At 59.4% G+C, this 11,811-nt stretch carries 13 protein-coding genes and 1 pseudogene; 10 read left to right on the plus strand and 4 right to left on the minus strand.

The features are described from left to right. From NW849_RS12110 to NW849_RS12125, 4 genes and pseudogenes are all read left to right on the plus strand, one after another. Nucleotides 1–141 (plus strand): annotated as a pseudogene (locus NW849_RS12110) (RNA-guided endonuclease TnpB family protein); the annotation flags it as partial. Nucleotides 142–149: 8 nt separating this feature from the next. Further along, the gene (locus NW849_RS12115) at nucleotides 150–509 is read left to right on the plus strand and encodes a hypothetical protein (RefSeq protein WP_414357871.1); all 360 of its coding nucleotides are present in this window, start codon (nucleotides 150–152) and stop codon (nucleotides 507–509) included. Continuing rightward, complete coding sequence (locus NW849_RS12120; RefSeq protein WP_414357872.1) at nucleotides 445–1,665, plus strand: hypothetical protein; 1,221 nt, start codon at nucleotides 445–447, stop codon at nucleotides 1,663–1,665. Before NW849_RS12115 ends, NW849_RS12120 begins: the two co-directional genes overlap by 65 nt. Nucleotides 1,666–1,671: 6 nt before the next feature. Continuing rightward, complete coding sequence (locus NW849_RS12125) at nucleotides 1,672–1,968, plus strand: hypothetical protein (RefSeq protein WP_414357874.1); 297 nt, start codon at nucleotides 1,672–1,674, stop codon at nucleotides 1,966–1,968. Nucleotides 1,969–2,145: 177 nt separating this feature from the next. On the opposite strand, the gene NW849_RS12130 is transcribed toward NW849_RS12125, so the two are convergent. Continuing rightward, a complete protein-coding gene (locus NW849_RS12130) occupies nucleotides 2,146–2,805 on the minus strand; it encodes an SDR family oxidoreductase (protein ID WP_414357876.1) in 660 nt (219 codons plus the stop codon). A 155-nt stretch (nucleotides 2,806–2,960) separates the two neighbouring features. Here NW849_RS12130 and pruA point away from each other — a divergent pair, with 155 nt between their 5' ends. Next, complete coding sequence (gene pruA / locus NW849_RS12135; protein ID WP_414357878.1) at nucleotides 2,961–5,915, plus strand: L-glutamate gamma-semialdehyde dehydrogenase; 2,955 nt, start codon at nucleotides 2,961–2,963, stop codon at nucleotides 5,913–5,915. A 19-nt stretch (nucleotides 5,916–5,934) separates the two neighbouring features. Here the strand turns inward: pruA and NW849_RS12140 are convergent, their stop codons facing one another. Continuing rightward, nucleotides 5,935–6,987, minus strand: a complete 1,053-nt coding sequence (locus NW849_RS12140; RefSeq protein ID WP_414357880.1) for a CsgG/HfaB family protein — start codon at nucleotides 6,985–6,987, stop codon at nucleotides 5,935–5,937. 360 nt (nucleotides 6,988–7,347) lie between these two features. Here NW849_RS12140 and NW849_RS12145 point away from each other — a divergent pair, with 360 nt between their 5' ends. The 4 genes from NW849_RS12145 to gloB all read left to right on the plus strand — a co-directional run bounded on the left by NW849_RS12145 (nucleotide 7,348) and on the right by gloB (nucleotide 9,234). After that, nucleotides 7,348–7,527: a 50S ribosomal protein L32 gene (locus NW849_RS12145; protein WP_414357881.1), complete on the plus strand. Its 180-nt coding sequence runs from the start codon at nucleotides 7,348–7,350 to the stop codon at nucleotides 7,525–7,527. A gap of 121 nt (nucleotides 7,528–7,648) precedes the next feature. After that, a complete protein-coding gene (locus tag NW849_RS12150; protein WP_414357882.1) occupies nucleotides 7,649–8,065 on the plus strand; it encodes a J domain-containing protein in 417 nt (138 codons plus the stop codon). A gap of 139 nt (nucleotides 8,066–8,204) precedes the next feature. Further along, nucleotides 8,205–8,468: a DUF3143 domain-containing protein gene (locus NW849_RS12155; RefSeq protein ID WP_414351177.1), complete on the plus strand. Its 264-nt coding sequence runs from the start codon at nucleotides 8,205–8,207 to the stop codon at nucleotides 8,466–8,468. Nucleotides 8,469–8,475: 7 nt separating this feature from the next. Further along, on the plus strand, nucleotides 8,476–9,234 hold the full coding sequence (gloB, locus tag NW849_RS12160; protein ID WP_414357883.1) for a hydroxyacylglutathione hydrolase: 759 nt from the start codon (nucleotides 8,476–8,478) through the stop codon (nucleotides 9,232–9,234). Between the two features lie 122 nt (nucleotides 9,235–9,356). On the opposite strand, the gene NW849_RS12165 is transcribed toward gloB, so the two are convergent. After that, nucleotides 9,357–10,544 carry an MFS transporter gene (locus NW849_RS12165; protein ID WP_414357885.1) on the minus strand — a complete coding sequence of 396 codons (1,188 nt, stop codon included), beginning with the start codon at nucleotides 10,542–10,544 and terminating at the stop codon, nucleotides 9,357–9,359. A gap of 229 nt (nucleotides 10,545–10,773) precedes the next feature. Between NW849_RS12165 and NW849_RS12170 the strand changes: the two genes are divergently transcribed. Continuing rightward, complete coding sequence (locus tag NW849_RS12170) at nucleotides 10,774–11,310, plus strand: hypothetical protein (protein ID WP_414357887.1); 537 nt, start codon at nucleotides 10,774–10,776, stop codon at nucleotides 11,308–11,310. Between the two features lie 3 nt (nucleotides 11,311–11,313). On the opposite strand, the gene NW849_RS12175 is transcribed toward NW849_RS12170, so the two are convergent. Next, the coding region (locus NW849_RS12175; protein WP_414357889.1) for a universal stress protein at nucleotides 11,314–11,811 on the minus strand (498 nt) is incomplete at its 5' end.

Raw genomic sequence — 11,811 nt, forward strand, 5'->3', positions numbered from 1 at the left:
AATGTGATTGCGCTTTTGGGGGCTGCTGTAAACCAGCCTAGAGGTTCGTGGTTGGCTTGCCAACTGCAGGGCTACCGTTCGCGCCAGCGGGCCGGAGGCCTTAAGCCCGCCCTGTACTGCGAAGCAGTCAGGGTCGGGTAGTTTACATCATGGCTATCCGAACCCTCAGCAGCGTGATTGAACAGCACATCGCCGGCCTTCCGGGCTTGATTGCTGTTTTGATAGGGCGGGCCACTGATGGTGCTACAGTAGCCAAAGTAACCTACGTCAGCGATTCCCAAGAGGAGCAAGCCCTAGAACGTTTGGGCACCTACGCCGGCGACCTAGTCCAGGCCAACAGTCGTCTATGCCAGCTTGTCAGCTCTGACCAAGAGGCGGACTACCTTTTGGCCGGCACTTCGGCGTTGCGGGTTGTCATCAAAGCGTTTCCCAAAAGCCCCTACTTTGTTTGGAGAGCCGGTTATCTTCCACTGCCATCACTACAACCTCTTCCTGCAGCAGACTATTGAAGATCCCGACTGGATCGATGGAGTAGGGATCCTGCGCACGGCAGCCCAGGAGATCTTTTACAGTCTTCTGTACGGAGCTTTCAAGGCTCTTGGCATTCAGGAGACCCAAGAGCGCCTGGCAGTGGCAGCTCAGATCTTCAGTTTTTTAGGATTTGGGCGGCTGGCGTTTGAGGTGACCCCTTCAGGCGGGGAAGTGCAGCTTACCCATTCTCACTATGCAGAAGGTTGGCTGAGCAAGTACGGAGAGCAGGTCAGCCGCACGCGCCCGATTGACCACTTGGCGGTGGGCTATGTGGCAGCAGCTCTGGATGCCACGTTTGGCGAGCTGGGGAGCTACACGGCAGAAGAAACGGAGTGTATGGCCGTTACGCGCAAGGATCACTGCGTGATCCAGGCCACTCGGCTGCCAAAGCCTCAGTCGCTGACTCCCAGTCCAGGCATGGGCAAGCTTATTGAGCAGCCAACCCAGTTCCCGCAGCCCGTAACGGCAGTGGACTATGACGCGGTCAACGAAGCTCTGTGGGGCTTGCCTTTGGCCGGAGATGAGCGGGGGCAAATTCGCGCGTTTAACGTGTTGCTAACGCGCATGCCTGCCAACTACTACAACCGCATTCAGTATCGCTTTTTACAGGAGCTGAAGGCGGTGCAGGCTGAGCTGATGGGGGTGGGGGAAGCTCTCATCCGCGAGTCGGGGCATGTTTGTGTCTTCTACACCTTTGGCAACATCATGGAATCGGTGGAGTGGGAAACCCTTGTGGGGCCGATGCTGGAGAAAGACACCGACTGGATCCACGGCGGCTATGCGGTGGCCAGCAGCCTGGGGTGGGGTCGCTGGCAGGCTTTGGAGGTGGTGAGTGGCCAGTCTTGCCGGGTGGCCATTGACGGCAACTACGAAGCCAACTACTTTTTGGCTTCCTACCCACGGGCAGAGGATCCCGCCTGCTACTTTGCCCAAGGGGCGGTGCCGGCGATGATGAATCTGGTCTACAACGGCAACATTCAGCAGAAGCCGGTTTTGGATCAAGTCTTCTACAACCGCCTCTTCCAGCGGGGTGGGCTCTTCCACGGCAAGGAGACCAAAGCCAGAGAGCAAGGGGATCCCTGGTGCGAGTTCTACGCCGCTCGCGTCAGCGGGACGGAGTCCTTGCGGGTGTAGGGATCCATGCAGGTGCGTGTCCTCAGGCGGCGGGAGTGTGGGGCTGGGTGGGCCACTGACCTGCTGCTGCCGCGCTGCCTTGCCTGGTCGGAGGTAGAGGCTCTGGCCCAGGAATGGGGAGCCGCTTGTCGCTGTTTTCAAGGGCAACTGGTGTGGCTGGATCTGCCCTCAGGCCGGATTACGGCTTCACTGCGGGTGCCCCGCCTAACGTTGCGACTCCACGATGCCAACGCTGAGGCGCAGATCTTAAATCGTTTGCAGCAGTTGGCCAAGTCTTCTGGTTCCCAGACAGAGGGAAGTTAAGGGCAAAACGAGAAGTTTAGCTTGGCACCGACATTTTGCGGCAGACTATCGACCAATGCAGGATCGACTTTCCAGGAGTGCCATGCGCCCACCAAGTTCGAGCCTGCTGAGGAACTGGGAGCCGCGTTCATACTCGCTCATAGTCATAATGTATGCAGCATGCATGCAGCTCGGTACCTACCTTGCCATAGCAAAGAGAGCGCTCCATTCTTGGTTGGGAACGCCGGGCTTGGCGATGATCTCAAGGATGCGATTTTGGGCGGCGGGCTGGAATAAACTTTCGACGGCCACTTGGGCTACTTTCGTGCGGGGGATGCTGCCGTCAAAGAGGGTATCCGCCTTGGATAGGACAATACCGTCGTTATTATCCTGATTTTTCAGGCCCCCCGGTCGAACGATGGTGTAGGTGAGGCCGCTTTTTTGCAGATATTCTTCCGCCCGTTTTTTCCACACCAGGATCAGCCAAAACAAGTTGAGGGGATGGAACAGCTGGGAAACACACAGGGAAGAGATTAAAACAAAGTGTTGGATCCCTTTGGCTTTGGCCACATCGACCAGGTTCTTGGTGCCTTCATAGTCGACTCGGTAGGGCTGAAAGGGATCCCAACTGGGCCTGGCCCCGGTGGCACAGAGCACCACCGTGCATCCTTCCATGCCTGTCTCCAGCGTGGCCGGATCCAGCACATCCCCCACCACCACTTCCGCTTCGGGGGGCAGAACTCGAGCGGCCAGCTCGCGGCTGCGCACCAGCGCCCGCACTCGGATGCCGCGGCCCACCAACTCTTTGACAATGCGGCGTCCGGTTTCTCCTGTAGCCCCTGCAACAAAAGCCTGCATAAGTTTCTCCTGCAAAGCTGCCTATACCCGGCGTAGCTATTCGAGGATTTGCGGTGGCCCCATCTGCCATTATCTTCCCAAAATCGGCCTCAGGTTCCCTCTTTTCCATGACAGGATGGTAGGGATCCTGCGCCCCAGTTCACCCAGTTCATCAGATGGTTGCCCAAGCTGCTCCTACCGCCTACGAGGCTCAAACCCAAGCTCTTGCCCAATCTCTGTTCGCCTCTCTTTCGGGAGAGAAGCGATCCCTGCTGGCCCAGTGGCGGGATCAACTGCGCTGGGAGGACAAGCTGCTGGCCTGGGCGATGGAAAACCCCCACTTGCGCACCCAGTTGTTCCGCTTGATCGATGTCTTGCCCAGCTTGAAAAGCAAGGCTGAGGTGGCCCGCCATTTGCAGGAGTATCTTTCAGATCCGGCGGTGGAATTGCCGGGAATGCTGAAAAGCCTGCTCAACTTTGCAGACCCCGACTCCCTGCCAGGGCAGTTGGCTGCCACCACCCTAACCGCTGCCGTGGAAGCCTTGGCCCGTCGCTACATTGCCGGAGAAACCCTGCAACAAGTCAGCAAAACTCTGGAAGCTTTGCACCGGCAGGGTATGGCTTTCACCCTGGATTTGCTGGGGGAAGCCGTCATCACCGAAGCGGAAGCCCAATCCTACCTGGATCGCTATCTGCAGGTGATGGAGCATTTGGCAAAGATGGTCAAAACCTGGCCACAACCGCAGCCTGTGCCGCAAGTGTCGGTGAAGCTGACAGCCTTCTATTCCCAGTTCGATCCCATCGATCCCCTGGGGGCCAAAGCCAAAGTGGGGGAACGGATTCGCGTCCTGTTGCGCCGGGCAGAAGCTCTGGGAGTCGGGATCCATTTCGACATGGAGCAGTACCGCTACAAATCCCTCACCCTGGCCATTTTGCAGGAGCTGCTGCTGGAGCCGGAGTTCCGAGGCCGCACCGACGTTGGCCTGACGCTGCAGGCCTACCTGCGGGATAGCTACACCGATCTGCAAAACCTGATCGCCTGGGCCAAAGAGCGGGGATCCCCGGTGACGGTGCGCTTGGTCAAGGGGGCCTACTGGGATCAAGAGACCATCCTGGCGGCGCAAAAGCACTGGCCACAGCCGGTTTACAACAGCAAGTCTGCTACCGACGCCAACTTCGAGCGCATGACCCAGCTTTTGTTGGAGCACCACACCCATCTCCACGCCGCCATCGCCAGCCACAATGTGCGCTCTCAGGCCAAAGCCATTGCCATCGCCCAAGCGCTGGGGATCCCCCAGTCTGCTTTTGAACTGCAGGTGCTCTATGGCATGGCCGATCCCCTGGCCAAGGCCTTGGTGCAGAAGGGACAGCGGGTGCGGGTGTACTGCCCCTACGGGGAGCTGCTGCCGGGTATGGCCTACCTGATCCGGCGTTTGCTGGAAAACACCGCCAACACCTCTTTCCTGCGGCAAAGCGTTCAGGGCTACAATCCCGAGCAGCTGTTGGCCCCGCCGGTCTTGGACGAGGGATCCGTTTTCCAGGCTCCTTCTCTCTCGTTTGCCGCCGCTCCCGATACGGATTTCAGCCAGCCCCAGCAGCGGGATCCCTTCCTTCAGGCATTGGACAAGGTTCGGCCTCAATTGGGTCAGAGGGTTCAGCCCTGGATTGCCGGAGAATATCGCCCCACTCGACAAGCGATGCTCTCCCTCAACCCTGCGGATCCTGAACAGGTGGTGGCGGAAATTGGGTTGACCGAGCCGGAACAGGTGGAGCAAGCCTTGGCAGCGGCCCAAGCCAGCTTTCCCATCTGGAGGCGCACCCCCGTTGCCGTGAGGGCGGGGATCCTGCGGCGGGTGGCGGAGCAAATCGAAGCCCAGCGGGCGGAGCTGGCTGCCTGGATGGTGCTGGAGGTGGGCAAGCCCATTGCCCAGGCCGATGGGGAAGTTTCCGAGGCCATCGATTTTTGCCGCTACTACGCCCAACAGATGGAGGCTCTGGAGCGGGGACGGGAGTGCAACCTGCCCGGCGAAACCAACCATTACCACTACCAGCCCCGCGGTGTGGCGGTGGTGATCGCCCCCTGGAACTTCCCCCTCTCCATCCCCTGTGGCATGACAGCGGCGGCTTTGGTGGCCGGAAACTGCGTGCTCCTCAAACCGGCGGAGCAATCTTCGCTGATCGCCGCCAAACTGGCGGAGTTTATCCTCAAGGCCCTTGCCGAAGCTGGGATCCCGGAGGGTGTCTTTCAATTCCTGCCGGGGGTGGGCGAAGCCATTGGCCCCCTGTTGGTTCAAGACCGGCGGGTGCACCTGATTGCCTTCACCGGATCCCAGGCGGTGGGTTGCCAGATCCTCGCCCAAGCCGCGCAACTGCAGCCGGGCCAGCACCACATCAAACGGGTCATTGCCGAGATGGGGGGCAAAAACGCCATCCTCATCGACGAAAGCGCCGACCTGGATCAGGCGGTCAAAGGAGTGGTCAACTCCGCCTTTGGCTACAGTGGCCAGAAATGCTCCGCCTGCTCGCGGGCGATCGTTTTGCAGTCCATTCACGACCTGTTCTTGGGACGGCTCGTCGAGGCGGTGCGCTCTTTGAATGTGGGGGATCCAGCCCACCCCAGCACCCAAGTTGGCCCGGTCATCGATGCAGAGGCCCAAGCTCGCCTGCACCAGGCCATTCAATCGGCTAAGGCTGGTGCCCGCCTCGACCTCAGCCTGCCCGTGCCGGAAAAAGGCTACTTCGTCGGCCCCACTGTGTTCAGCCAGGTGGATCCCCAGTCAGAGCTGGCGCAGCGGGAGCTGTTTGGCCCGGTTTTGGCGGTGATCTCAGCGCCGGACTTTTCTTCTGCTCTGCAGATGGCCAATGCCACCCCCTACGCCCTCACCGGCGGTCTCTACAGCCGCACCCCTTCTCACATTCAACAGGCTCGCCAGGACTTTGCCGTCGGCAACCTCTACATCAACCGCGAGATCACCGGGGCGTTGGTGGAGCGGCAGCCCTTCGGCGGCTTCAAGCTCTCCGGCGTGGGATCCAAAGCCGGCGGCCCCGACTACCTGCTGCAATTTTTAGAGCCGCGCACCGTAACCGAAAACACGCAACGGCAGGGCTTTGCTCCCATCGAGGGATCCTGAGGATAGGGCTTGGGAAAGCTCATTGGACAGGCTTGGCCACATCCCCAACCTTGAAGCCTGCCCCGCTGAGAATGCGTCCCACACTGGAGCTGTCATCCACCTCCGTCAGTTGGACCTGTCCGGCTGGCTCAGTCAATTTGCGCAAGACTGTCCCCGTGGCCGGATCCTTCACCTCGCGGACGACGCGCTCCACAGAAAGAATCAATCCCACCCGATAGCCATCGCGGCTGCCCTTGTTCAGGATCACCTGGTTGCCGTAGACATCCGCCACCAAGGCGTCAACCGTTGGCAGAGAGCGAGGCTGAGCTGCCAAGCGCCCGGCAAAACCGGCCAACTGCTGGGCAATTTGCTCCACCGCTTGTTGGCTTGCCAATACCAACAGCTTCTCTTCGTTGCTGGTGGCGGATCCCCCGCCAAAGCCGGCAACCGTGACCGTGCTATCCGACTGGCTGGCGTTGCCTTTGCCCTCGACCACGGCCAAGATCTCGGCAGTACTGGTGCTCACCAAGCGGGCATTCAGCTGCACGTTGGCATCGGCATCCACTGACTCAGCGCCCACCGCCAGCGGGAAGCTGCCGAAGGGAGTTAAGACCGGTGCCCCACCCCCAGAACGGCGCACAGACACATCAAACTGGGTCACACTGCCGAGGATCACCGCATCGACCCCTAGGATCCGGCCTACCTGAGCAGCGGTGTTGGCATCCAGTCGACCGGATAGACCCAGGTTCTGCTCGGCCAAGATCGCGTCCAGCCGCGAGCGCTCGATGACGGAAAAGGTGCCATCTCTCACCAGCCGATCCACCAACAGGTCGCTCACCCCCCGCGAAGCCTCGCGGATGCTGTAGGGATTGCTGAGGCTGCTGAAATCAAAGTCCAAGACCGCAATCCGAGGACGGGATGTGGGTTGCGGCGCTTGTCCCACCTGTCTGGGGGCAGAGAGGGTGCAGCGAATGTCTTGGGGAAATTGCTGGCAGAGGGCTGGATTGGCGGATTGGGCCACCACCGGGATCCCCGTCCAACTGAGGCTCACCAGAGGGATCCCGAACAGCAAGATGGAAGAGAGGTTGCGCATGGTTGAGCGATCTCCTAAATCTGAGGGGGGCCACATTTCACTCACAGCCTGCATCCAAAAGAGCTTCAGGGCGGTGACCGATATCACCTGGCGGCTAAGGGTTAAGGATCCCGGCATCGCCTGTTCCCAGCAGATGTCCCATACTCTAGCGGCTACAGGGCTGTTGGGAAAATGGATTGAGAAGATTTGCACAGAAGAGTTGACAGATCTCAACTCTGTTGAGCCGAGATGCTCGCCCTCTTTCAGTCAAGCGCTGATAGGCCACTTGCCTGGATAAAGCTGGGATCGGCGGTGCAAGCTAGGACTCCGCCGCTGACGCGATCAGTGCTAGCCTAGTAAGGCTGTATTCTTGTACAAGCTATGCCTGTTCCCAAGAAGAAAACCTCTAAAGCCCGCAGTCGCAGGCGCTACGCCGTCTGGCTTGGCAAAGCAAAGCTACAGGCCCAGCGAGCCATGACCATTGGGCGGTCGATTTTGAGCGGTCGCAACACCGGCTTCTACTACCCCAAAGCCAAGTCCGAAGAAGAGGAAGAAGAATAAAGCTCTATTGAGGCTTGCTGCGGGGATCCCGGCGGCTGCACGAGTAATACACTGGATTAAGGTCTAGCTCCCTGGAGAAGCGCTCTGCTGACCCTACCGTCTCGCTTATCCATTAGCCTGCATGCGCTCGTTGACCTCCCTCACCTACTACCAACGGTTGGGCCTGTCTCCAGGGGCGTCTCCTGAGGCCATCCGGCGGGCCTACCGGCAATTGAGCAAGCGCTACCATCCCGATACTTCTCCCCTGGCTCCGGAAGTGGCCATTCGCTGCTTTCAAGAGTTGCAGGAGGCCTACCTTGTCCTCAGCAACCCGACGAAACGGGCCATCTACGATGCCAGCTTACGGGCGGTGACTGCCAACACGGGATCTCTGAGCATGACGGGATCCCTAGACGCTGACTCTCTGGAGCTGCGCATGGAAACCCGCCCACTTTCACCTGGTGAGCTTTGTGCCCTGTTGCTGATGGGATCCACCCTGGTTGTGTGTTTGGTGTTGGCAGGTGTCCTCGCTTGGCTGCGAGAGAGTGGGGCAAGCTGATTCTGTGGGCACTCCCCACCGTCTTGGTACGGCATTGGGACGGAGTTCTCGGATTCTGTATCAGGAGTGCTTGAATGAACATAGGCCGTTGACTCTGTGTTGGACTGCTTTTCTCAAATCTCGCCTCTCAAATCTCGCCATGCCTTTGCCCCCCGCAACTACGCCCCTGTATAATCACCCCCTCCACATCATCGAACGCTGGCTAGAGGATCAGGGCTGCACCCGCGACCCGCAAGATGTGGAGCAATGGTTTTGCGAGCGGCCTGGCTGGAAAGCCATTTTGCGTCTGGAAGAAACCAGCATTTGGGTGCGATACACCTACCCAGACGGCAACACGAAAACTTTATCTTTTCCCTATTCCCTCAGCCGGCAGGATGTAGAGCAGGCCATTTTTGAAAGTTAGCCGAGCCATGCGCGTTCTTCAGTTGCCCGCCCTGCGCGATAACTATATCTATCTGCTCTACGATTCCGACACCGCGACAGCAGCCGTGGTGGATCCGGCAGTGGCCGAGCCTGTGCTGGAAAAGCTGACCGAGCTGGGGGCGGAGCTGGTGGCCATTTTCAACACGCACCACCATCACGACCATGTGGGGGGAAATCGGCAGCTTTTGGCCCGCTATCCTCAGGCTGCCGTCTATGCCGGCGAGGCGGATCGGGGGCGGATCCCCGGCCAGACGGTGGAGCTGCGGGCGGGAGCAACAGTGGAATTCGCGGGCCGGCAAGCAACGGTGCTGTTTGTGCCCGGCCATACCCGGGGTCACATTGCCTATTACTTTCCCGAGAGCGGGGATCTCTTCTGTGGGGACACCCTGTTTGCCGGGGGATGCGGGCGGCTGTTTGAAGGCACCCCGGAACAAATGCTGGGATCCCTGGATCAACTGCGCCAGTTGCCTGAACCGACGCGGGTGTGGTGTGCCCACGAATACACCCTCAACAACCTCAGGTTTGCCCTGACGGTGGATGGGGGAAATCCCGACCTGCAGGCCCGTTACCAAAAGGTGGCCGCCCTGCGCCAATCGGGATCCCCAACAGTACCCAGCACTATGGGCGAGGAGCGACGCACCAACCCCTTCTTGCGCTGGGATCAGCCGGCTCTGCAAGCTGCCACCGGGCTCCAGGATCCGGTGCGGGTCTTCGCTCGCCTGCGCGGTATGAAGGATCAGTTCTGAAAATCGGGTTCTGACAAAAGCTCCTGGAGGTGGCCCAAAACCTGAGGGGATGGTGCTCCTCACCACTAGCACAAACGAAACCCCCGAAGAGCTGCACCGTAATCTGGTGCAGGGGCTTTTCATCAGCCCACCTCGGCCTGCCTCCTGGACACTAGAGCCAGCAGGATAGCCGCCCCCAGCCCTTGAGTGACTACCGAAAAGAGCACTAAGCCAGTCAGGGAGAAATCGTAAAGCACCCCCATCAGGGCGCTGCCCACAAACCAAGCCAATCCATAGACACTGGTAAACAGGCCAAAGGCAAAGCCCCTCGTCTCGGGAGCTACCATACCGGCCACCGCCGCCTTCATGATGGATTCTTGGGCCCCCAAACCAATCCCCCAGAGCACCATGCCCAGCACCGTCAGAGCATAGGTACCGGAAAAGGCCAGCGGCGCAAATCCAGCCGATACCGCCACCGCTCCCAGCAAGCTCCACAGCCCCACGCGGTCGAACAGCCAGCCACATCCCAGGGCGGCCAGGGCATCCACCCCCATAGCCAGGGCATACAGCAAAGGGATCCCTGCTCCATCGCTTCCCGACTGTCGTTGCAGATGGAAAGCAATGAGGGGAAAATCGGCAAACCCCATGGCCACACAGGCTGCCGCCAGCAGATACAGCCAGAAAACTCTGGGCAAGCCTTTTGCCGAGGTCATCTCCGGCTCCGGCTCGAAGTCTCGTGGGCTGGGATAGAGCCATTGCGCCAGCCCCAAAACCCCCAGTCCTATTGCCGCCGGGATCCCCAAGGCCAAAAACCCACCCCGGAAGCCATAGCCGACTTTCAGAACTGCCGCCACCAACAGCGGCCCCCCCACCGCCCCAATCTGATCTAGGGTCTCGTGCAGGCCAAACCCCAAGCCCCGACCCACCTGCAGGGCTGCATGAGAAAGCAACACGTCCCGCGGCGGGGTGCGGATCCCTTTGCCGGTCCGCTCGGCCAAGAGCAGCACGGCGGCCCAAGGCCAACTGCCCACCCAGGCCAAAGCCGGGATCACCGCCGTGTTGATGACATAGCCCAAGGTGGTGAGCTGCCAGTGCCCCCGACTGCGGTGCAAGGGATCCCTGCCCAGCTGGTCGCTCCAATAGCCCACCCCCAACCGCAAGCCATAGGCCAATAGCTCCCCCCCGCCGGCCACCAGGCCCACCACCGTGCCGCTGGCCCCTAGGGATCCCAAAAAAGCTCCAGAAATGCTGCGGGCTCCTTCGTAGGTGGCATCGGCACACAAGCTGACGATCCCCAGAAGGAGGATAAAGCGCCAGGCAGAAGGGATCATGTCCGGCTCCATAGATTCAGTACAAGCATCAACAGCAGCAGCTCGTTACGTCCATGGCTAGAATCCATAGATAGAAGAGTAAGGGCAAAGAGAGCTTCAGAAGAGTCTTCATCTAGCCGGGAGCAACTGCCGGCCCAGGAGAACCTAGAGCTGAGCAGGTCTTGTTCTCCTTTGTTTGCCTCGAACAGAATCGAGCTTCCCCTGTCCTTCTGGTAAGAGGAGAGAAGCAATGGCCGCTAAAAGAGTGCTTTTTAAGCTAGCCTGTTTTCTCTTGGGTATCTGTCCGATTTCAATAGCTATTGCTCAGCAGGCATTCTTAAACGCTGAGTATCTCATATTTGCTTTACCCGAAAATATTGAGCGAGTTCGTTTTCAAAATGGCCAGTATCAGAGAGGCTCTAGCCCTCTCGAAGAAGGGTTCCTAAGAGTAAGCCTCGAAAAGCTAGCGCCTGCCGATCTTAACAACGATGGGCTTCAGGATGTAGTGGCGATTGCATTAAGTAATACAGGAGGGAATGCTTTCTGGACAACCTTATCTGGGCTGTTGGGCGGCAGCAAAAAACCTACGCCCCTGGAGCCTGTGTACCTCGGCGATGGGGTTTTAGTTAACAATGTTTCAGTTGCCCGTGACTCTGGAGGAAAGGCTGAGGTCTGCTTAGATATGCTTGCCCATGGCCCCGAGGATCCCAGTTGTTGCCCTACCAAGAAAGAAAAAAGGTGCTTCACCCTGGCCGAAAACCGGTGGATACCTCGGAGAGCTAAATAACCTCTACTTTGGTCGGCTAATGACCTGCCCAGGACTTCCTTGAGGAGATTCGACCAGAATTACAGGAATAGAGCTGGTCTCCAGAACGGCTTGGGAGGTGGATCCCACTAGCACTTGTTCCCAGCCGCGGTGCCCCCGCTTGCCCATGACTATGTCGGTAACCTGCCGCTCCTGGGCTATGTTTACAATGGTCTCCGCCAAGGGCCCGGAAGCCAGGCAGAACTGGTGGCGAATATCCGCCAAAAGGCGCTGGGCAAGCTGGCGCAACTGTTCCACCCCTTTCCCCTGCAGCTCATCGGTAACATGCAGCACAATCACTTCCCCATCCACCCGCCGCGCCAAATCGGCTGCCTTGCGCAACACCGCCTCGGCTAGGGGAGAGGTATCCACCGCTGCCAAAAAGCTCACCTTGCCCTGGCTGCCCACCTTGGTGGGATCCACCTCTCCTTTTTCCAAAAGCCGGGGGGCGCAAACCTGGGTCAGCCAAGCGCCCAGGGGAGC

This window comes from Synechococcus sp. R55.3 (assembly GCF_047461975.1).
Classification (GTDB): Bacteria; Cyanobacteriota; Cyanobacteriia; order Thermostichales; family Thermostichaceae; genus Thermostichus.

Excerpts from the sequence above, each read along its gene's own strand:
- NW849_RS12115 (WP_414357871.1), top strand. The coding sequence starts at position 150 with ATGGCTATCCGAACCCTCAGCAGCGTGATTGAACAGCACATCGCCGGC.
- NW849_RS12125 (WP_414357874.1), top strand. The coding sequence starts at position 1,672 with ATGCAGGTGCGTGTCCTCAGGCGGCGGGAGTGTGGGGCTGGGTGGGCC.
- NW849_RS12130 (WP_414357876.1), bottom strand. The coding sequence starts at position 2,805 with ATGCAGGCTTTTGTTGCAGGGGCTACAGGAGAAACCGGACGCCGCATT.
- pruA (WP_414357878.1), top strand. The coding sequence starts at position 2,961 with ATGGTTGCCCAAGCTGCTCCTACCGCCTACGAGGCTCAAACCCAAGCT.
- NW849_RS12140 (WP_414357880.1), bottom strand. The coding sequence starts at position 6,987 with ATGCGCAACCTCTCTTCCATCTTGCTGTTCGGGATCCCTCTGGTGAGC.
- NW849_RS12145 (WP_414357881.1), top strand. The coding sequence starts at position 7,348 with ATGCCTGTTCCCAAGAAGAAAACCTCTAAAGCCCGCAGTCGCAGGCGC.
- NW849_RS12150 (WP_414357882.1), top strand. The coding sequence starts at position 7,649 with ATGCGCTCGTTGACCTCCCTCACCTACTACCAACGGTTGGGCCTGTCT.
- NW849_RS12155 (WP_414351177.1), top strand. The coding sequence starts at position 8,205 with ATGCCTTTGCCCCCCGCAACTACGCCCCTGTATAATCACCCCCTCCAC.
- gloB (WP_414357883.1), top strand. The coding sequence starts at position 8,476 with ATGCGCGTTCTTCAGTTGCCCGCCCTGCGCGATAACTATATCTATCTG.
- NW849_RS12165 (WP_414357885.1), bottom strand. The coding sequence starts at position 10,544 with ATGATCCCTTCTGCCTGGCGCTTTATCCTCCTTCTGGGGATCGTCAGC.
- NW849_RS12170 (WP_414357887.1), top strand. The coding sequence starts at position 10,774 with ATGGCCGCTAAAAGAGTGCTTTTTAAGCTAGCCTGTTTTCTCTTGGGT.